The sequence below is a fragment of the Mariniluteicoccus flavus genome (genome assembly GCF_054776655.1).
The window spans coordinates 461,616-480,639 of the sequence record NZ_BAAHBN010000001.1 but is presented as its reverse complement, the minus strand read 5'-3'; the positions used below and the strand labels follow the sequence as shown (position 1 = coordinate 480,639).

The 19,024-nt window shown below is 72.2% G+C and carries 18 protein-coding genes; 9 read left to right on the top strand and 9 right to left on the bottom strand.

Annotated elements, in window-relative coordinates:
• Window positions 1-61 precede the first annotated feature (61 nt).
• On the top strand, window positions 62-949 hold the full coding sequence (locus ACYVAG_RS02430) for a hypothetical protein (RefSeq protein ID WP_460766004.1): 888 nt from the start codon (window positions 62-64) through the stop codon (window positions 947-949).
• Window positions 950-1,044: 95 nt separating this feature from the next.
• Window positions 1,045-1,794, top strand: a complete 750-nt coding sequence (locus ACYVAG_RS02425) for a Bax inhibitor-1/YccA family protein (RefSeq protein ID WP_460766002.1) — start codon at window positions 1,045-1,047, stop codon at window positions 1,792-1,794.
• Window positions 1,795-2,072: 278 nt separating this feature from the next.
• On the opposite strand, the gene ACYVAG_RS02420 is transcribed toward ACYVAG_RS02425, so the two are convergent.
• Entirely contained in the window at window positions 2,073-2,762 is a 690-nt protein-coding gene (locus ACYVAG_RS02420; RefSeq protein ID WP_460765999.1) for an NUDIX hydrolase, read from the bottom strand.
• Between the two features lie 107 nt (window positions 2,763-2,869).
• On the opposite strand from ACYVAG_RS02420, the gene ypfJ reads away from it, so the two are divergent.
• On the top strand, window positions 2,870-3,739 hold the full coding sequence (gene ypfJ / locus ACYVAG_RS02415) for a KPN_02809 family neutral zinc metallopeptidase (protein ID WP_460765997.1): 870 nt from the start codon (window positions 2,870-2,872) through the stop codon (window positions 3,737-3,739).
• A 74-nt stretch (window positions 3,740-3,813) separates the two neighbouring features.
• Window positions 3,814-5,034 (top strand): acetyl-CoA hydrolase/transferase family protein, encoded by a 1,221-nt coding sequence (locus ACYVAG_RS02410; RefSeq protein ID WP_460766813.1) that lies wholly within the window; start codon window positions 3,814-3,816, stop codon window positions 5,032-5,034.
• A gap of 162 nt (window positions 5,035-5,196) precedes the next feature.
• Here ACYVAG_RS02410 and ACYVAG_RS02405 read toward each other — a convergent pair whose 3' ends face one another.
• On the bottom strand, window positions 5,197-6,867 hold the full coding sequence (locus ACYVAG_RS02405; protein WP_460765994.1) for a hypothetical protein: 1,671 nt from the start codon (window positions 6,865-6,867) through the stop codon (window positions 5,197-5,199).
• 34 nt (window positions 6,868-6,901) lie between these two features.
• On the opposite strand from ACYVAG_RS02405, the gene ACYVAG_RS02400 reads away from it, so the two are divergent.
• A complete protein-coding gene (locus ACYVAG_RS02400; protein ID WP_460765992.1) occupies window positions 6,902-7,930 on the top strand; it encodes a DNA adenine methylase in 1,029 nt (342 codons plus the stop codon).
• Window positions 7,931-7,950: 20 nt separating this feature from the next.
• Here the strand turns inward: ACYVAG_RS02400 and ACYVAG_RS02395 are convergent, their stop codons facing one another.
• On the bottom strand, window positions 7,951-9,027 hold the full coding sequence (locus ACYVAG_RS02395; protein ID WP_460765989.1) for a serine hydrolase domain-containing protein: 1,077 nt from the start codon (window positions 9,025-9,027) through the stop codon (window positions 7,951-7,953).
• A 90-nt stretch (window positions 9,028-9,117) separates the two neighbouring features.
• Here ACYVAG_RS02395 and murQ point away from each other — a divergent pair, with 90 nt between their 5' ends.
• Window positions 9,118-10,041, top strand: a complete 924-nt coding sequence (gene murQ, locus ACYVAG_RS02390) for an N-acetylmuramic acid 6-phosphate etherase (protein WP_460765986.1) — start codon at window positions 9,118-9,120, stop codon at window positions 10,039-10,041.
• Here the strand turns inward: murQ and ACYVAG_RS02385 are convergent.
• Window positions 10,038-11,465, bottom strand: a complete 1,428-nt coding sequence (locus tag ACYVAG_RS02385; RefSeq protein WP_460765983.1) for a hypothetical protein — start codon at window positions 11,463-11,465, stop codon at window positions 10,038-10,040. The two genes, murQ and ACYVAG_RS02385, sit on opposite strands and share 4 nt — an antisense overlap.
• Window positions 11,466-11,498: 33 nt before the next feature.
• On the opposite strand from ACYVAG_RS02385, the gene ACYVAG_RS02380 reads away from it, so the two are divergent.
• From ACYVAG_RS02380 to arfB, 3 genes are all read left to right on the top strand, one after another.
• Window positions 11,499-11,816: a hypothetical protein gene (locus tag ACYVAG_RS02380; protein WP_460765981.1), complete on the top strand. Its 318-nt coding sequence runs from the start codon at window positions 11,499-11,501 to the stop codon at window positions 11,814-11,816.
• A gap of 42 nt (window positions 11,817-11,858) precedes the next feature.
• Window positions 11,859-13,016, top strand: coding sequence for a glycerophosphoryl diester phosphodiesterase membrane domain-containing protein (locus ACYVAG_RS02375; protein WP_460766810.1), 1,158 nt, complete (start codon window positions 11,859-11,861; stop codon window positions 13,014-13,016).
• Window positions 13,017-13,136: 120 nt separating this feature from the next.
• Window positions 13,137-13,574: an alternative ribosome rescue aminoacyl-tRNA hydrolase ArfB gene (gene arfB, locus ACYVAG_RS02370; RefSeq protein WP_460765978.1), complete on the top strand. Its 438-nt coding sequence runs from the start codon at window positions 13,137-13,139 to the stop codon at window positions 13,572-13,574.
• Window positions 13,575-13,776: 202 nt separating this feature from the next.
• Here arfB and msrA read toward each other — a convergent pair whose 3' ends face one another.
• From msrA to ACYVAG_RS02345, 5 genes are read right to left on the bottom strand one after another with little or no spacing between them, the layout of a single operon-like run.
• Window positions 13,777-14,418: a peptide-methionine (S)-S-oxide reductase MsrA gene (gene msrA / locus ACYVAG_RS02365; protein ID WP_460765975.1), complete on the bottom strand. Its 642-nt coding sequence runs from the start codon at window positions 14,416-14,418 to the stop codon at window positions 13,777-13,779.
• Window positions 14,419-14,475: 57 nt separating this feature from the next.
• Complete coding sequence (locus ACYVAG_RS02360) at window positions 14,476-15,153, bottom strand: uracil-DNA glycosylase (protein ID WP_460765972.1); 678 nt, start codon at window positions 15,151-15,153, stop codon at window positions 14,476-14,478.
• Window positions 15,150-16,391: an MFS transporter gene (locus tag ACYVAG_RS02355; RefSeq protein WP_460766808.1), complete on the bottom strand. Its 1,242-nt coding sequence runs from the start codon at window positions 16,389-16,391 to the stop codon at window positions 15,150-15,152. The genes ACYVAG_RS02360 and ACYVAG_RS02355 overlap by 4 nt, the downstream gene beginning before the upstream one ends.
• A 31-nt stretch (window positions 16,392-16,422) precedes the next feature.
• Window positions 16,423-18,528, bottom strand: coding sequence for an MDR family MFS transporter (locus ACYVAG_RS02350; RefSeq protein ID WP_460765970.1), 2,106 nt, complete (start codon window positions 18,526-18,528; stop codon window positions 16,423-16,425).
• Window positions 18,525-18,995 carry a MarR family winged helix-turn-helix transcriptional regulator gene (locus tag ACYVAG_RS02345; RefSeq protein ID WP_460765967.1) on the bottom strand — a complete coding sequence of 157 codons (471 nt, stop codon included), beginning with the start codon at window positions 18,993-18,995 and terminating at the stop codon, window positions 18,525-18,527. Before ACYVAG_RS02345 ends, ACYVAG_RS02350 begins: the two co-directional genes overlap by 4 nt.
• Window positions 18,996-19,024 lie beyond the last annotated feature (29 nt).

Genomic DNA, 19,024 nt, shown 5'->3' with positions numbered 1-19,024 from the left:
ACTCGCTGGCGCTCGCTCAGCCAACGTCGACCAGGCACTGCGGTCTGGCAGGCTGGCACCCATGACGCAGCCCCCGCGCCAGCAGTTCGGACCGCCGCAGCAGCACCCGTACGCACCTCCCGGACCCGCGTACGCCCCGCCTCCCACCCCTCCGCGAGCGAGGCGGACCGGTCTCGTGATCGCCGGCGTCGTCGGCGGGCTGGTCCTCGCGCTCGTCGCGGTCGCGGTCATCTGGCGCCTGGTGGCGCCGCCCGCCAAGGTGTCCGCCCGCGACTACCAGGACCTCGAGCTGCGGGCGACGAACACCGGCCTCGTCCTCACCGCGGCCGAGTCGACGGCGCAGCGCCTCTCCGCGTCGATCGAGGCACCCCTGCAGCAGGCCGGGCTCACCGCGCTCGAACGCCAGACCGGTGAACTCGGAAAGCCCATGGCCGGTGTCGAACAGAACCCGGCGTACGCCCACGACCCCAGCGCGAAGGAGAAGGCCGACGCGGTGGTGGCGGCGACCCGGGTGTACGCCGAGGTCCTCGGCCGCTACCGCAGCGCCTACCCGGCCGTCCAGGGCGTGGCGTCGCACTGTGGCGCGCTCCGCAAGGAGATGGCCTCGCGCATCGGTGGGGACGCGGCGAGCTGGACCGCGCAGGCCCAGCCGTGCCGGCGCGCCCTCGACCAGGCGTCGAGCGTGGCGATGCAGCAGTCACTGGTGGACGGCTATCGATCGTGGCTGGACCTCTCGCTCGAGCACAAGCGCCACGGTGACGCCTATGTGAACGGCGACCCCGCCGCCCTCCAGCGATCGGCCGACGCGGCCAAGCGGGCCCAGCAGGCGCTGACCGCCGCGGTCAAGAAGAACGCCGCGGAGACCGGCGGTGCGCTCGACGACAGCGCGTCCGCGCTCAAGGCCGCGCTGCGCGAGGTGCAGGAGTACGCCACCGACAAGGCACGCTGACCTCGGGGAAACCCCCGATTCGCCCCCGGCGCGGGAACACCCCATGCTTGGGACCTGTTCTAGTCTTGGAAGAGACACCCGTCCCAGGAGGACCCATGCGCAGTTCCAACCCGATTCTTTCCCGCGACGACGCCTTCACCCCGGCGTCGCAGTTCGGCGGGGCCCCGCGCGGCGGGCTGATGACCGTCGACGACGTCATCACCAAGACCGCCGTCTCGCTGGCCGTGCTCATCGCCGCCGCCGGCGCGATGTTCCTGCTGATGCCGCCCCAGCTCGTGATGCCGATCGGCATCGGTTCGGCGCTGGCCGCGTTCGTCGCCTCGCTCGTGGTCGCGTTCCGCCGCACCGTGTCGCCGGCCCTCGTGCTGGCCTTCGCCGCGCTCGAGGGGCTGTTCGTCGGCGCCATCTCGCGCATGTTCGAGGGGCTCTACGACGGCATCGTCGTCCAGGCCATCTTCGCGACGTTCATCGCCGCGGCGGCGACGCTGGGCGCCTACAAGTTCTTCAACATCCGCGTCACGCCGCGCTTCCGCCAGGTCGTCACCATCGCGACCGTCGGCTTCGTGGTGCTGATGCTCGTCAACCTCGGCCTGTCGTTCGCCGGCATCAACCTCGGCCTGCGTGACGGCGGCACGGGCGGCATCAGCCTGCTCGCCGTCGGCGTCTCGCTGTTCGCCCTCGTGCTCGGCGTGCTGAACCTCGTGCTCGACTTCGACTACGTCGAGCAGGGCGTACGCATGGGTGCCCCGGCCTCGCAGTCGTGGAAGGCCGCCTTCGGCCTCACCGCCACGCTGGTCTGGCTCTACATCGAGATGCTGCGCATGCTGTCCTACCTGCGCCGCTGACGCGTACGCACGACCCATCCACGGGCGCCGTCCTTCGGGGCGGCGCCCGTGGTGGCTTCGACTCGCTGGCGCTCGCTCAGCCAGCGTGGGGCGGGGGCGCTCGCTCAGCCAGCATGGGGCGGGGGCGCTCGCTCAGCCAGCGGGGGGTGGGGGCGCTCGCTCAGTCGGCGTTGGGGGTGGGGGCGCTCGCTCAGTCGGCGTTGGGGGCGGGGGCGCTCGCGCAGCCGGCGTGGGGGTGGGGGCGCTCGCTCAGCCGGCGTGGGGGTGGGGGCGCTCGCTCAGCCGGCGTGGGGGCGCAGGTGCTTGTCCAGCAGGGAGCGCGCGCCCGCCGTCCAGTGCGTGCGCCGCCACTGGTCGGTCCCGACCCAGCGCGCGTCCGATGTCGTGCCGCCCACGTCGTGGACGACCGGATCCGTCGGTTCGTCGCACACCGCGGTGTAGACGAGCCGGACCGCGTGGAAGTCCTCCGCCGCGCCGCTGGGGGAACGGCCGATCCAGTGGTCGCTCTGGATGTCGACGAGCTCGCCCATCCGGACGTATTGGCCCGTCTCCTCCCACACCTCGCGCTCGACGGTGCGGCTGGGGTGTTCGCCCGGGTCGACGCCGCCGCCGGGCAGTCCCCACTGGCCGGGGACGTGCGTACGGTCGGAGAACTCCGTCGCGAGGACTCCGCGCGCGCTGCGCACGATGCCGTACGCGGCCACGCGTTGGCGTACCTCGGGCACCTCACCGGGGCGCAACCGCAGGTCGGGGTCCATGCCGCGCGGGCGGCGCACGTGGACGCGGCCGTGCGAGTGGGGCGCGCCGAGCACGGTGAGGACGATCTCGTCGTCCTGGCGGGTGGCCGACAGGGGGCGGGTGAGGCTGAGTCCGTGCTGCCACACGGCGAGGTGCGGGTCCTCCCCATGACCGAGCGTGGTCATGAACAGGGCGGCCCCCCCCGGCGCGGAGACACAGACGATCTTCATCGGGCCATCATCACCCAACGGTCGCCGGCGACGCGACCTCCGGCGCCGGTGTGGCTATTCTTTTGGCCAGCGTCCACTCAGGACCCCCGCCGAGAACCGGAGGATCGATGCAATACAACGAGAACAGCCCCCTCGACGCGGGGCAGGTCACCTCCGGTGGGGGTGGCGGCGGTGGCCGCATCGCCGTCGGCGGCGGCATCGGCACCATGATCATCCTGTTCATCCTGTCGCAGATCCTCGGCGTCGACCTGACCGGTCTCGCCGGCGGCGGCCAGCCGCAGGACCAGGGCAGCGAGACCACGATGTCGCAGTGCAAGACCGGTGGCGACGTCGAGAAGAACCGCGAGTGCCGCTGGGTGGCCTACACGAACTCGATCCAGGGCTATTGGAGCAAGTCGTTGCAGGGTTACCAGATGACCCAGACGAAGCTGTTCACCGGCCAGATCCAGACCGCGTGTGGCACCGCATCGTCGGCGGTGGGCCCCTTCTATTGCCCCGCCGACAAGTTCATCTACCTCGACACGGGGTTCTTCGACCAGCTGATCCAGCAGCTCGGCGCCAAGGGCGGCGACGCCGCGGAGGCGTACGTCATCGCCCACGAGTACGGCCACCACATCTCCAACCAGACCGGCGTCATGGAGCAGGTCAACCGCGCCGGCAACGAGACCGGCCCCCAGTCGCCGGCCGTGCGCCTGGAGCTGCAGGCGGACTGCTACGCGGGCGTGTGGATGAAGAACGCGACCGCCGACCCCAACGGCCCGATCAAGGGCATCACCCAGGATGACCTCGACCGTGCCGTCGACGCGGCCAAGGCGGTCGGCGACGACCGCATCCAGCAGCAGTCGCAGGGCCGCGTGAACCCCGAGAAGTGGACCCACGGCAGCTCGGAGATGCGGAAGTACTGGCTGGCGCAGGGCTACAACTCCGGTGACCCCCGCAGCTGCGACACCTTCTCGCCGCAGGCCAAGGTCGGCTGACCCACTCACTGCCGGGCGTACGCGCCCCCCGTGCTCACCCATGGCCGCCATTCGCAAGAATGGCGGCCATGCGCATTGTTGACGAAGCCACCCTGTCCGCCCGTCTGTCCGTCGTGCCCAACGGGGCGCGCGTCGTCGCCACCGGCAACTTCGCGGCGCCGGGACGGCTGTTGTCGGTCGTCGACGGGGCCATCGAGTCGTTCCGGCTGTGCATGTTGAACGCCCAGCCCGGCATCCCCGACCGCGAGGGCATCCAGTACGAGACGTCATTCGTGGGCCCCGGCATGCGACGCCACCCGCGGCTGCACTACTACCCCGCACGGTTGTCGCTGGTGCCGCGCCTGTTCGACGGGCCGCTGGCACCCGACGTCGTCGTGCTCCACACGTCGGCCCCGCGGGGACAGGTCGTCTCGCTCGGCATCGAGGTGAACGTGCTCCCGGCGGCCATCGAGGCGTGCCGTCGACGTGGCGGGCTCGTGATCGCCCAGGTCAACCCGCGCATGCCGTTCATCCAGGGCGATGCCATCGTGCCGCTGGCCGACATCGACCTCGCGATCGAGGCGGACGAGCCACTGGCGACCCACGCGCCGGGCGCGATCGACGACGAGTCGCGCGTGATCGGCACGTCGATCGCCGATCGGGTGGGCGACGGTGCGACGCTGCAGACCGGCATCGGCGCCGTCCCCGACGCCGTGCTGGCGTCGCTCACGGGTCGCCGCGGGCTGAAGGTGTGGACCGAGATGTTCTCCGACGGCGTGCTCGAGCTCGAGCGTCGCGGCTGCATGGACGCGGCGACGCCGATCACCGCGTCATTCCTGTTCGGCTCGCAGGACCTCTATGACTGGGCGGCCGACAACGACCGCGTACGCATGCTCCGCACCGAGAAGACCAACGACCCCGGGCTCATCGCCGCGAACCCCCAGATGGTCAGCGTGAACACCGCGCTGCAGGTCGACCTGTTCATCCAGGCGAACGCGTCGCGCATCAACAACGCCATCTATTCCGGCACCGGGGGCCAGACCGACTTCATCGTCGGAGCGCTCCACTCGCCGGGGGGCCAGGCGATGCTGGCGCTGAAGTCGTGGCACCCCAAGGCGAACGTCTCGACCATCGTGGGCCACCTGAAGGAGGCGACGACGTCGATGCAGATGTCCCACGTGGTCACCGAACAGGGCATCGCCCAGATCTTCGGACACACCCAGGCCGAGCAGGCCGCGAACCTCATCACCCACGCGGCGCACCCGGACGCGCGGGAGCGGCTGTGGGAGGAGGGGCGGGAGCTGGGGCTGGTGTAGGGGCTTCGACTCGCTGCGCTCGCTCAGCCAACGGGTGGGGCGGGAGCTGGGGCTGGTGTAGGGGGCTTCGACTCGCTGCGCTCGCTCAGCCAACGGGTGGGGCGAGGCCGCCCGGCCCATCCACGTTCCCTGAGCGAGGCCGCCCGCGGCCGAGTCGAAGGGTCACCGACCGCACACCCGCACCGTCGCGTCCTCGTACACCGGCCGCGCGCACGGGAAGTTGCGGCGGACCGCTTCCGCCACGGGGGCTGGGACCCGGTCGAGGTCGAACCAGCCCTTCTCGATCACCGCGAACCGCGCGCGCGGATCGTCGAGGCACGCCAGGTTCTCGCGGAAGCTGGCGCTCGCCCGCACGCCACGGAGCGACGCGCGCTGCAGGAACGTCGGGCTCACATAGCGGCACGTCGACGGGTTGGGCAGCTGCCACGGGGTGTTGAAGCCGAGGTGCACGACGGGGGCGTCGGGCGGCACGACCGCGGCCACGCGCCCCGCCAGCGCCCGCGCGTCGACCGCCTGCTGACGGTTCACCGCGGGGGTCACGCGGTCGTGGGCCATGGAGACCGAGTACGCGGTGCGGGGCGACAGGGCCACGAGCAGGGGGACCAGCAGCAGGGGAGCGACCGCGAGGGGGAGCATGCGCCCGCCGGACGCCCGATCCCAGGCGTTGCCCGCGAACACGGCCACCACGGGGAGGACGATCGCGACCACCGTCAGCGCGAGGCCGATCCACCAGAGCCCGTCACGCGTACGCGGCCCCGCGGCGAACACGAGTACGCCGATCACCGTCCCGCCCACCGCGACCGCCAACCAGGTGCGGTGGACGCGCGCCGCTCCCGATGGCGCCGCGACGCCCAGCGCCAGCAGGGCGGCGGTGGCGCCGGCCGCGAAGACCGGCAGCGGCGCGAGGTGGTAGAGGAAGCCCTGGTGCTGCACGGCGAACGGCACGGCCAGCACGATCAGCCCGGCCAGCCCCGCCAGCGCGAGCCGCGCGCGGCCGCGGAAGGCGAGGTCGGTGAGTGCCGTGATCCCCACCAGCGTGAGCGGCGAGACCAGCACGTGGTTCGACCAGCCCTCGACCACGCGCAGCGCGGTCGCCCCGGTCAGCGGAGGGTTCAGGAGCGGCATGTCGCGCAGCCACTGCCACTCGTGCGGTGACACGAGCAGCGAGACACCGAACAGGGCCACGGTCGCCGCTCCCGTGGCCAGCGCGAGCCAGCGCCCGCGGCGGTGGTCGAGGACCCACACACAGGCCACGGCGACCACGGCCACGGTCACCGTCGTGTATTTCAGCAGCCCCACCCCGGCCAGCAGCACGCCGGCGAGCCCCGCGCCGGTCCGCGGGCCCAGCGCGAACGCCACCCCGATCGCCGCCGCCGCACCGACCGCGGCGAACCACTCGGGCTCGGCGAAGTCCCAGGCCGGCGCCACGACCAGCGCAGCGCCCACGGCCAGGGCCACGAAACCGGCGCCCTGGCGGCCCAGGGGGCCGCGCAGCCCGTGACCGAGAACCGCGGCGGCCAGCGCCGCCAGCAGCGAGCACACGACGCGCAGGACCCGGTCGGCGCCCACCGGGTCGGACGGCAAGGCCAGCCCCAGTGCCCCCATCACCAGCCGGCTCGCGAGCGGCCGGTGGGCCCACGCGTCGGCCACGCCGAACCCGCCGGCCCGGGCACCGCGCAGGACGCCGGCGACCTGGCGTACGTCCTGGTTCACGCCCACCCGCCAGCACTGCCACGCGGTCGCCAGCGCGAGGGCGGCGAGCAGGCCGATCCAGGCCGCGCGGGGGAGCGCGAACCGCGCTCGGGGCGGGCGGGAGGGGTGCGCGATGCTCACACGGGAAAACTAGCGCACGGCTAGATTGGCGAGCATGATCAAATACCTGGGGTCGAAGCGGGCGTTGGTGCCCGTGCTCGGGGACCTGATCGACCGCACCGGCGCGACGACCGCCCTCGACCTGTTCACCGGCACCACGCGCGTGGCGCAGGAGTTCTGCCGACGCGGGGCGTACGTCCACGCCAACGACCGCGCCGCGTACGCCGAGGCGTTCGCCCGCACGTACGTCGAACTGGACGCCGACGCCGTGGACACCGCCGAGATCGACGACGCGATCGCGCGGCTCGAGGCGCTGCCCGACCGCCGGGGCTATGTCACCGAGGTGTTCTGCGAGCGCGCCCGTTATTTCCAGCCGCACAACGGGGTGCGGATCGACGCGATCCGCGCGGGCATCGAGGGGCTGTACGCAGGCACCTGGCTCCACCCCGTGCTGCTGACCAGCCTCGTCGAGGCCGCCGACCGGGTGGACTCGACCGTCGGACTGCAGATGGCGTTCCTGAAGCGGTGGTCGCGGCGATCGAACGCGCCGCTGGCGCTGCGTACGCCGATTCTCGTGCCGGGCACCGGACGCGCCCACCGGCTCGACGCGCTGGCGGCGGCGCAGACGCTGCCCGAGGTCGACCTCGCCTACCTCGATCCTCCCTACAACCAGCACCGCTATTTCACGAACTACCACGTGTGGGAGACGCTCGTGCGGGCCGACGAGCCCGACCACTACGGCATCGCGTGCAAGCGCGTCGACGCGAGGGACGTCGAGAACAAGAGCCCGTGGAACAGCCGCCGCACGATCGCAGCGACCTTCGCCGAGACGTTCGCCGCGGTCCGGGCCCGCACGATCGTGGTCTCGTTCTCGAACGAGGGATTCCTGTCGCTGGACCAGTTGCTGGAGGTGTGCGAGGCGCGGGGCCCGGTGGAGCTGCATGCCTTCGACACCCGCCGCTATGTCGGCGCGCAGCTCGGGGTCCACGGCCCGGACGGCACGAAGGTGGGCCAGGTCAGCCACCTGCGCAACGTGGAATACGTGCTGGTGTGCGGCGAGGGAGCCAGTTCCTACGTTGGCTGAGCGAGGCCGCCGGCCAGTTCTTACGTTGGCTGAGCGAGGCCGCCCGCGGCCGAGTCGAAGCCCAGCGCCCCGTCCACCACCTTCTGCCGCTGCGGCGCGATGTCGCCGGTCTCCCGCGACGGGTGCACACGGTTGCTCAGCAGCACCACGACAGCCTGGTCCTCGGGGGAGACCACCAGCGCGGTCCCGGTGAACCCGCCGTGGCCGAAGGCGGTCGGCGAGGGACCGGTCAGCGTCCGCTGCCCGATGCGTACGCCGAGGCCCTGCTGGAACCCCGCCTGGGCCTCGAGCTCGGGCGACAGCTGCGGCGTACGCATCGCCCGCGGCACCGGTCCGTCGGCCAGGAGCAGCTCGCCGAACGCCGCGAGCTCGTCCGCCGGCGCGAAAAGCCCCGCGTTGCCGACGGCGCCGCCCAGCGCCCAGGCCGCCTCGTCGTGGACCTCGCCGCGGACCATCCCTCGCGGCGGGTCGCTCATCTGTTCGGTCGGCGCGATGGGGCGGCGTTCGCCCCGCTGGCGGGGGTTGAAGCCGAGGTGCTCGAGCCCGAGGGGCTCGGTCACCAGACCGCGGACGAGGTCGGGGAGCGGCGTGCGGGTGACCGCCTCGCACCAGAACCCGAGGGTCTGGAATCCCACGCACGAATAGGCGAACCGTGTCCCGGGCTCGGCCTCGAGCGGGGCGGCCAGCACGGTCCGGTGGCGCTGCGTGGCCGGCAGGTCGTGCACGCGCAGCGTCGGCGGCAGCCCGGAGGTGTGCGTCAGCAGGTGGCGCGGCGTGACCGTGCCGCGGACGCCGTCACGCCACGGCGGCAGCACCGCACCCAGCGGCTCGTCGAGGTCGCGCCCCGAGGCGTCGGCCACCGACAGCGCGACGAAGGCCGTCACGACCTTCGTCACCGACGCCAGGTCGAACACCGTGTCGGGCGTCATCGGCTCGCCGGTGGCGAGGTCGCGTACGCCCGCCACCGCCGCCTCGTCGGGCCGTCCCGGCCGGCGGACGAGGAGCACCGCGCCCGGCCACGCGGGGGTCGCGCCGTCGCGGCAGCCGTCGCGAAGGGCCGCGTACGCCTGATCGAGCACCATTCCCGGTTCTTTCATGTAGCCTGTTTTCGCAGTCTAAGTCGTGAATGTAAGTCATTGACGACCAGTGGTTCGGATCGAGTGATCGACGGAGATCGGAGGGCAGGCATGGCGACCGACGTGACCGATGCGCGCGGGGGACGTCCCTCGGCCTGGATGGAGCTCAGCACCGAGGAACGCAACCCCGCGACCCTCGACCTCGACCGCCGCGACACCCTCGGCATCGTGACCGCGCTGAACGACGAGGACGCGAAGGCGGCGCCGGCCGTGCGCGCCATCCTTCCCCAGATCGCGGCACTCGTCGACGACGCGGCCCCCCGCGTACGCCGGGGCGGGCGCGTCCACTATTTCGGCGCCGGCACCTCGGGCCGCCTCGGCGTGATCGACGCGGCCGAGCTGCGGCCCACGTTCAACCTGCCCGACGGCGTCGTGATCGGCCACCACGCCGGCGGCCCCGCCGCCCTCATCGCCGCGGTGGAGAACCTCGAGGACCAGTGGGACGCCGGCCGTCACGAGGCGGCCGACGTCGGCCCCGACGACGTGGCGATCGGCATCGCCGCCTCCGGGCGCACGCCGTTCGTCGGCGGCGCGCTCGAACGGGCCCGCGAGGCCGGCGCGATCACCGGGCTGATCGCGTGTGCGCGCGAACCGGAGCTGGCGCCGTACGCCGACCACGTCCTGGTCGCCGACACCGGGCCCGAGGCGCTCGCGGGATCGACGCGCCTCAAGGCCGGGACCGCCCAGAAGATCATGTTGAACACGTTCTCGACGGCGCTCATGGTGCGGCTGGGGAAGACCTGGTCGAACCTCATGGTGTCGGTCGTGGCGTCGAACGACAAGCTGCGCCGCCGCACGGTCCGCATCCTCATGGAGGCCACCGGCGACGACGAGGAGACCTGCACCCGCGCGCTCGAGGCCGCCGACGGCGACCTCAAGGTCGCGATCGTGACACGACTGGGCGGCGTCGACGTCGCGCAGGCCCGCGCGGCGCTCGAGGCGTCCGGGGGCGTGGTGGCGCAGGCGCTGGCCTAGCGGAACACCGCCACCTTGTCCGGCATCGCCACCGCATAGAACCCCGGGACTCCTTCGCCCAGGCTCCCCGCCGGCTGAGTGACCCCGACCGCGACCACCCCTGCCACGCTGAACTGCGCGGGCGCGTCGGAGACCTGGGTCGCGGTGCACGGTCGATGGGACAGTGCCGTCACCTTCGTGGGCCCGACGTCCACCGTGCGGCGCGTCTCGCACGCCGCCCAGTGGCTGTCGTCCATCGCGGTCAGCTCGCCCGTCGCGAGATCGCCGATCCAGGCCTGGTCACCCTGCCGGAGCAGCCAGGTGCCGCTCGGTGTCCGCAGCGGCGCTCCCTTCGGCCCGGTCGCTGGACCCGCGCCGCGCAGCTTCTTGCTCCACTGCGCATCGCGCCCGCCTGACGGGAGCCCCGCGTACGTCACGGTGCCGGCGACCGGGGTGAAGGTGCGGCTGGTGCGGTCCCTGCGCTCGTACGCCAGCTCGCCCGAGCACGAGACGCCGGTGCCGCCCGGGCACCACAGGGACGCCGCGTCGGACTCCCAGACCACCTGGCCGGTCTGGGTCTCGATCACCCGCGACTGCAGCTCGCCGGCGGGGATCTTCAGGTCGGTGTCCTTGAGCGGGGCGCGGCGCAGCGTGATGGACAGCTCGGACGCCGCCGGGTCGAACGACAGCCAGCTCAGCGTCGCCGGCAGCTCGACATCGGCCCCGAAGAACTCCGCCAGCGGACGCTCCCACGCGTCCTCGCCCACCCGGCCCAGGAAGGTCGTGGTGTCGCGCCGCGCGACGTAGACACCCCCGCCGAGGTCGGCGACGCGGTCGACCGGGCCCTGCTTGAGCTGGAGTCGATCGGCCTTCCCGGTGACCGGGTCGATCCGGATGGGCGTCCGCCGGCCGCCCGGCCCGACCTGTTCGGCGCAGAGCCCTCCGACGACCTTGCACGTGCCGAGGCCCGTGGCGTTCGGCACTTCGACCTCGCGGGAGTCTCCGGTGCGCGGGTCGGCGAGCACGACCTTCACCGGCGCCTTCGGGTCGTCGGCGGGAGCGAAGAACGCGGTGACCGCGTGGCCCTCGGGGGTGCTGGCGAGGACGGCGTCGAGCCGGGTCGAGCCGACGCCGGCGGCGCCCACGCCCGCAGGCCGGCGCCACAGCTCGCGCCCCGTCGGGAGGTCGTATGCCACCGCGGCAGGGCGGCCGTCGGTGACGTCGATCGCGACCAGGGTGTCGGTGGTGGCGGCGGTCTTCCCGCCGGCCTGCACCGGGGCGGTCCACACGGGACTCACGTGTTTGACGAGCGCGCCGATCGGGGTGTTCGCCTGGAAACGGAGGTCCGGCAGGGGGTTCTGGGTGGGCACGGTGCATCCGGCCAGCAGGACCGCCCCGAGCGCGGACGCGACGGCGGACACCCCGCCCCCACGTCGACACCTCACCCGCGCCACTGTAGCCCGCGTACGCTTCATCCCATGAGCCTGCGAGCACCCGAAGACGTGTCCACCGCCCCCGTCGTGGCCCTCGGCCTGCTGGGCGGCTATCTCACCGCCCGCGAGTCCGGCGTACGCCCGCTCGGCGGCGTCGTCCTCGGCGCCTGCGGCGCGTACGCGGGCCGCACGTGGCTGGCGAAGCGCGGACCGGCGGTGGCCGGGGCGCTCGGGGCGGCGTACCTGTTGGGGTTCGGGCTGTCCCACCCGCTGGCCAAGAAGATCGGTGCGTGGCCGTCGGTGCTCGCCGTCACCGCCGCGACCTCCGCGCTGGCGTACGCGCTGGTGGACCGGGAGGCCTGAGCGGGGGCTGATCCGCACGGGGCCTACGATCGGGCGGTGGACATGACACCGATCCGAGCCCTCCAGCAGCGGCCGCTCGACCTCTCACGGCTGTTCAGCGCGACCTTCGCCGTGCTTGGCCGCCGGTTCGGGCTGCTGTTCGGACTGGGCGCACTGGCGGTGATCCCGCTGTGGCTGGCCTTCGGTCTCGGGTCCATCCCGCTCGTGTTGGGCCTCATCTCGCTCACCAACGGCCAGGGCACCGACTGGGGGACGCTGGGCGGGGGAACCGCCCTGCTGGTGGCCACCCAATTCGTGTCCGCCCTGTGCATGGCGCGGGCCGCGGCCATGCAGTGTGTAGTGGTCGACGGGTGCGCCGGGGGTCAGCGTGTCACCTTCGCGGGGGCGTGGGCGCGTACGCGGGGCCATGTCGTCCGGCTGGTCGCCTTCCTGGCGGTGTGCTTCCTGGTCGGCCTGGTCCTCTACAGCATCCTGGGCGGCCTGATGTACGTGGCGAACGCGCCGTTCGCGCAGACGAGCGGCCCCACCCCCGAGCCGTCCCCGCTGTTCGTCCTCCCGATCCTGCTGTCCTATCTCGTCCTGTATGTCGGCCTGATCTGGTTGGGGGTCAAGCTCGGGTATCTCGTCCCCGCCATGGCGCTGGAGGGCCTGACCGGGTTCGCCGCGAGCCGGCGTTCATGGACCATCACGCGGGGCCAGTTCTGGCGCACGCTGGGGTGGACCATTGTCATCTCGGGAGTGGCGTCGTTCGCGTACTCTTTCGTCTCGTACTTCCTGTCGCTGTTCGCCATCGGACCCATCGTGGTCGCGAGCCAGGGGGCGCAGGCCGGGCTCGACACAGCGACCATCTATCTCCGCACGTTGCCGTGGATCATGCTGGCGCTGCTGCCCCAGATGCTGCTGCTGGCCCTGTTCGTCGCTTATCAGCAGGTGTTCGTGACGTTGATGTTCCGCGACCAGCGCCACCGCGACGAGATGGTGGCCGCCGGGATCCCGCTGACGGGTCCGTACGGGCCGGCGTACGGGGCTCCGATGCCGCCGCAGGGGTACGGGCCGCAGGGGTACGGGCCGCAGGGGTACGGGCCGCAGGCGTATCCGTCCCCGTACGGTGGTCCTCCGGCGCCGCAGAACACGTGGGAGCCGTCGGGTCCGCAGGGCCAGCCGGGGCAGGGGCAGCAGCCGGGCGGCCCAAGGACCTGACGACCGCGCCCGGCCCTGAACGTTCTCCGAGCGAGCGCCAGCGAGTCGAGGAGCCATGGACCTGACGACCGCGCCCGGCCCTGAACGTTCTCCGAGCGAGCGCCAGCGAGTCGAGGAGCCATGGACCTGACGATCCTTCCGGGACCCGGCGTACCCCGCGGGCTCGTCGTGCCCGCCGGCGAGCTGCTCGAGCGGTTCGCCCGCGCATCCGGACCGGGTGGTCAGGGCGTCAACACCACGGACTCCCGGGTCCAGCTCGGGCTCGACCTCGCCACCTGTCCGGGCCTCACGGACGCCCAGCGGGCCCGCGCTCTCGACCGGCTGGCGCCGCGCCTCGTCGACACCGTGCTCACCGTCGACGCGACCGAGGAGCGGTCGCAACACCGCAACCGCCAGCTCGCGCGCGAGCGTCTGGCCGGTCTGCTGCGCGAGGCGCTGGCCCCGCCGCCCCCCGTACGCAGGGCCACCCGGCCCACGCGGGGCTCGAAGGAGCGCCGGCTGGCGGCCAAGCGTCGCCGATCGCAGATCAAGGGCGGCCGCGGGCGGGTGGAGGACTGAACTTCGAGGCGCGGGCTGAACCTCGGGGTTCGCGCTCGCGTACCCCTTCCACCACGAACCCCACCGTTCAGGACGAACCCCGCATGCAGGGTTCGCGGTGCACCCCGGGGTTCGTGCTCGACAGTTCAGGTTCGCGCTGAACGCCAGGGTGCGCCCTGAACACCAGGGTTCCCGTTGGGTCAGGGCGTCGAGCGCCCAGGCCTCATGACCCCGGGTTGCAGGTGACCCCCGTCGCGTGGATCGGGCAATAGCCGTTCGGGTTCTTCTCGAGGTATTGCTGGTGGTAGTCCTCCGCGTAGTACCACTCGCCGGCCGGCGCGATCTCGGTCTGGATCGTCTCGAAGCCCCGGTCGGTGAACGCCTTCTGGAACGCCGCGGTCGCCTCACGCGCGGCCTGCTCCTGCTCGGGGGTCGTGGTGAAGATCGCCGAGCGATACTGCGAACCGCGGTCGTTGCCCTGGCGCATGTATTGCGTCGGGTCGTGGTTCTCGTAGAAGACCTTGAGCAGGTCCGCGTACGTGATCTTCGCCGGGTCGAACACCACCCGCACCGTCTCGGCGTGGCCGGTCCGGCCCGAGCAGACCTCCTCGTAGGTCGGGTTCGGCGTGAAGCCGCCGAGGTTGCCGGCGGCGGTGACCTTCACACCCGGCAGGTTCCAGAACAGCTTCTCGACGCCCCAGTAGCAGCCTGCCGCCAAGTAGGCGACCTCGCAGCCCGCGGGGACTTCGTCGAGGCGCGAGCCGAGCACCGCGTGGAACTGCGGCATCGCCAGCACGGGCCGCTCGCGCCCGGGGAGCGCGTCGGCGGGGGAGACCATGGTCGGGTTGCGGTGTCCGAAGAGCATGCGACCCAGCGTACGCGCGGCTTCCAGCGCTCCCCGCGCGTGCTCGCAGGGCGACCCTCAGCGCTCGATGCGCCAGTCGATCGGGTCGGCGCCCTGCCCCTCCAGCAATGCGTTGACCCGGCTGAACGGCTTGGACCCGAAGAACCCGTTGTGGGCGGACAGGGGCGACGGGTGGACCGACTTCACGTGCGGCATGCCACCCAGCATCGGGATCAGCGACTGCGCGTCGCGCCCCCACAGGATCGCCACGAGCGGGCCGCGGCGTTCGACTAGCGCCTCTATCGCACGCTGGGTGATCGCCTCCCACCCCTTGCCGCGGTGGGCCGCGGACTTCCCGGGTTGCACCGTCAGGCACCGGTTCAGCAGCAGCACGCCCTGCTCGAACCACGGGGTCAGGTCGCCGGAGACGGCCGGCGGTACGCCGAGGTCGTCGTGGAGCTCGCGATAGATGTTGACCAGCGACTTCGGGAGCGGGCGTACGTCGGCGGCCACCGAGAACGACAGCCCCACCGCGTGGCCCGGCGTCGGATAGGGGTCCTGGCCGACCAGCAGTACGCGGACGTCGGCCAGCGGCAGCCGGAACGCCCGCAGCACGTTCTCGCCCGACGGCAGATAGCCGCGGCCGGCGGCGTTCTCGGCGCGCAGGAACTCGCCCATGCGGGCGATGTCGTCGGCCACCGGGGCGAGCGCGTCGGCCCAGTCGGGCGCCATGATCTCGTGCAGGGGGCGGGTCATCGGAGCTCCTTCTCTGGTTCCGCGTCCGGCTCGTGCTTCTCCTCCTCGTCCGGCAGCCCGCCCGGCATCCGCAGGCTGTACGCCGCGGACGCCAGCAGGATCGCCGCGCCCACCGCGTACGCCACCGGCATCGACGCCCGGTCGGCGAGGAACCCCGCGGCCACCGGGCCCACGATGGCGCCGAGGTCGGTGAACATCGAGAACATCGCGATCGGGGTGCCGCCGCGGCCGCGCGTCACGTCGCCGACGGCCGCGGTCGGCGCCGTGCCCATCGCCGCGGCGGCGACGCCGAACGCGGACAGCAGCACCATGAGCACCCAGATGTTCGGCGCGAACGGTACGCCGAGCATCGCCAGCCCGCCGAGCAGGCCCGAGGCCACCATGGCGGGCCGTCGGCCGACGGTGTCCACGAACCGCCCGGCCGGCCCGAGGGCGACGGTCTGGGCGACGGCGGCGACGGCGAAGGCGATGCCGGTCCACTTGGGGTCGCGGTGGAGCACCTCGACGACGAGGGTGGGCGTGAGGGAGTTGCGCACGCCGAACGCGTTCCAGCCCTGGCCGATCGAGGTCAGGCAGGCCGCGCGATAGCGCACGTCGGCGGCCGCCTCGCGGAACGACATCTCGGGCTGGCGTACGCGCTGGTCCTTCGGGACGCGGCCCGGCGTACGCAGCAGGGCGAGCCCGACGATGCCCGCGGCCGCGAGCGTGATCGCATAGAAGTGGAAGGGCGCGGTCACCGAGACCTGCGAGACGAGGCCGCCGAGGGCGGGGCCGAGCATGCCGCCGAGCAGGAAGCCGCCCTGGAAGAAGCCGGACGCGCGGCCGCGCATGCGCGGTTCGACGCTCGCGACGAGCAGGGTCATGGCCGAGACGGTGAACATCGCCGAGCCGATGCCGCCGATGCCGCGGACGAGCAACAGCTGCCAGAACGACTGGGAGAACGCGGCGGCCGACGAACTGGCGGCGACGATGAAGACGCCGGTGGCGAGGGCCACCTTGAGGCCGAGGGCGTCGGCGATCCGGCCGCAGAACGGGCTGGTCACCAGCCGCATCAGCGAGAACACCGCGATGACGAGCCCGACCGCGAAGTTGTCGACGTGGAAGGACTTCGCGAAGACCGGGAGCACCGGGATGAGCACGCCGAACCCGACCGCGACGCAGAACGCGATGAGGCCGAGGACGACGACGTCCCGGGGAAGCGTGGTGCGTTTGCGCACGAACTGCTTCACCCGGGACATCACGACGAGCAGGCTATCCGAGATCGGGCGCTCAGATCGCCCGCTTGCCCGCCGCCAGCTCGGTGCTCGTGTCGACCATGTACGCGGCCGTCAGGTCGGCCCCGACGGCGTGCAGCTTGTCGACGTCGACGGCCTCGAACCCCTTGAGGATCGGCGGCTCCATCTCGGCGAGCACCAGGTCGCGGTCGCGGTGGGCCGCCAGCACGGCGATGCGCTTGCGGAGATCGTCGCTGAGGACGCCGCCGGGGCGCGAGCCCGCCGCGGCCACCTCGGCCGCGTACTCCTCGCACGCCGCCGCCTCGGCCGCGTCCTCTGACGTGAGCATGCGCGACGTCCGCGTGAGCAGGCCGAGCCCGCGGTCGAGGTCGCCCCCGCCCAGCTCGGCGACCGCCTCGGTGAGGAGCGGTCGGCCGCCCGCCGCGGCCTCGTCGGCGATCAGCGCGAGCTGGAGCCCGAGGATGCGTTCCCGCGTACGCGTGTGGCCGGCGGCCATGCCGAGCTGGGGGACGAGCTCGGTCGAGTCGTGCGACGACTGGCCCATGGTGTCCATCAGCTCGCGGCCGGCGTCCTCGCCGGAGTGGATGGTGTTGCGCAGCGGGATCGCCTTGATGAACAGCGTGGCGACGACGGCGAGGCCGGCCAGGGGCAGGCCGATGAGGAACACGTTGTGCAGCGCGTCGGCCAGGCCCATGCGTACGGCGTCGGCCACCGGCTTCGGGAGCTTGGCGAGCACCGAGGGGTCGAGCACGGCGCCGGCGTTCAGCTTGCCGCCGCCCATCTGGGCGGCCATGCCCGGGGGCAGGTGCTTCGCGATGGCGCCCGGCATGGTGGAGGTCATGATGGTGCCGTAGATCGCGATGCCGACGGTGGAGCCGACGTTGCGGAAGAACTGGTTGGTGGCCGTGGCCACGCCGAGGTCGGTGCGGCGCGCGTTGTTCTGGATCATCAGCGTGTACTGCTGCATGCAGGCGCCGAGGCCGACACCGAGGACGCCCATGGCGATGGTGAGGTCGAGGTTGCTCGAGCCGAAGTGCATGCGGGTCAGCAGCCAGTAGCCGACGCCCACGAGCACGACGCCGGCCACGGTGAGCTCCTTGTAGCGGCCGGTGCGGGTGATGAGCAGGCCGCCGACCATGCCGACGACGATGAGGCCGAGCATCAGCGGCATCAGGATCAGGCCGGAGTTCGTGGCGCTGACGCCGAGGACGCCCTGGGCATACACCGGGATGTAGATGATCGCGCCGAACATCATGATGGCGATGAAGAAGCTCGCGAGGTTGGCGAGGGTGAACACCGAGCTGCGGAACAGGCGCAGCGGGATGACGGGCTCGACGGCCTTCGACTCGATGGCGACGAAGGCGATCGCGAAGACCGCGCCCACGCCGTAGAGCGTGAGGATCTGCCAGGACGACCACGCGTACGTGGTGCCGCCGAAGGAGGTGGCGAGCAGGATGCAGACCAGGGCGATGGCCATCGTGATGATGCCGGCGATGTCGATCTTGGCCTCGCGGCGCTCGTGGTCGAGGTGGAGGAAGCGGCCGATCACGAACAGGGCGACGATGCCGACCGGCAGCGAGACGAAGAACAGCCAGCGCCAGCCGAAGTGGTCGGTGATGAAGCCGCCGGCCAGCGGTCCGGCGATCGAGGTGAACCCGAAGACCGAGCCCATGATCCCCTGGTATTTGCCGCGGGCGCGCGGCGGGATGATGTCGCCGATGATGGTCTGCGACAGCGGCATCAGCGTGCCCATGCCGAGGCCCTGGACGGCGCGGCCGAAGACCAGCATCCAGAACGAGCCGGCGAAGCCCGAGATGATCGAGCCGAGCATGAAGACGACCAGGCCGCCCAGATAGAAGGAGCGGCGGCCATAGAGGTCGGAGAGCTTGCCGACGATCGGCACGGACACGGCGGAGACCAGCATGGCGGCCGTCGCGAGCCACGAATAGTGGTCCATGCCGCCGAGTTCGGCGACGATGCGGGGGAGCGCGGGGCCGACGATGGTCTGGCTGATCGAGGCGACCAGCATGCCGAGCATGAGGCCGATGAACACGCGGCGGTGGGCGGGGCTGAGCTTGAAGGGGACGTCGGCCTCGGGGGCGCTGGCGTCGGGAACGGTGGCGGGAGTGCGCGAGGTCACGGGGTCTTCCTGGTCGTGGTGTGGCTGGCCTCGATCTGGGCGGCGAGGCGGGACATGAGCGTGGTGAGGGTCTCGAGGTCGGCGGGAGACCAGTCGGCGAGGCGGTCGGCGACGAGCGCGCGGCGCTTGGTGCGGGTGCGGACGAGGGCGTCGTGCCCGGCCGGGGTGACGGCGACGCGGGAGGCGCGGCCGTCGTCGGGGTCGGGCGTACGCGCCACCAGGCCGCGATCCTCGAGCTGGCGGACGTGGCGGGAGACGGTCGAGACGTCGAGGTCGCACGCGGCGGCGAGCTGGGTGAGGCGCATCTCGCCGTGGGTGTCGATGATGTGGAGGAGCCACTGGCCGCCGCGGTCGAGGTCGCCGCCGAGGGTGTTCTTCATGGCCCGCCCGATGGTCCAGAAGGCGTCGATGAGGCGGTCCTCGAGCTCGCCCGGGGCAGACGCGTCGCGAGGGGTGGATGTTTGCATGGTGCAAGCATATGAGGATTGCTTGCGCC

Coding starts and splice junctions, on each gene's coding strand:
- ACYVAG_RS02360 (WP_460765972.1), bottom strand. CDS start 15,153: ATGACCCGCCCCCTGCACGAGATCATGGCGCCCGACTGGGCCGACGCG.
- ACYVAG_RS02420 (WP_460765999.1), bottom strand. CDS start 2,762: ATGAAGATCGTCTGTGTCTCCGCGCCGGGGGGGGCCGCCCTGTTCATG.
- ACYVAG_RS02355 (WP_460766808.1), bottom strand. CDS start 16,391: ATGTCCCGGGTGAAGCAGTTCGTGCGCAAACGCACCACGCTTCCCCGG.
- ACYVAG_RS02375 (WP_460766810.1), top strand. CDS start 11,859: ATGACACCGATCCGAGCCCTCCAGCAGCGGCCGCTCGACCTCTCACGG.
- msrA (WP_460765975.1), bottom strand. CDS start 14,418: ATGCTCTTCGGACACCGCAACCCGACCATGGTCTCCCCCGCCGACGCG.
- murQ (WP_460765986.1), top strand. CDS start 9,118: ATGGCGACCGACGTGACCGATGCGCGCGGGGGACGTCCCTCGGCCTGG.
- ypfJ (WP_460765997.1), top strand. CDS start 2,870: ATGCAATACAACGAGAACAGCCCCCTCGACGCGGGGCAGGTCACCTCC.
- ACYVAG_RS02400 (WP_460765992.1), top strand. CDS start 6,902: ATGATCAAATACCTGGGGTCGAAGCGGGCGTTGGTGCCCGTGCTCGGG.
- ACYVAG_RS02380 (WP_460765981.1), top strand. CDS start 11,499: ATGAGCCTGCGAGCACCCGAAGACGTGTCCACCGCCCCCGTCGTGGCC.
- ACYVAG_RS02430 (WP_460766004.1), top strand. CDS start 62: ATGACGCAGCCCCCGCGCCAGCAGTTCGGACCGCCGCAGCAGCACCCG.
- arfB (WP_460765978.1), top strand. CDS start 13,137: ATGGACCTGACGATCCTTCCGGGACCCGGCGTACCCCGCGGGCTCGTC.
- ACYVAG_RS02345 (WP_460765967.1), bottom strand. CDS start 18,995: ATGCAAACATCCACCCCTCGCGACGCGTCTGCCCCGGGCGAGCTCGAG.
- ACYVAG_RS02425 (WP_460766002.1), top strand. CDS start 1,045: ATGCGCAGTTCCAACCCGATTCTTTCCCGCGACGACGCCTTCACCCCG.
- ACYVAG_RS02395 (WP_460765989.1), bottom strand. CDS start 9,027: ATGAAAGAACCGGGAATGGTGCTCGATCAGGCGTACGCGGCCCTTCGC.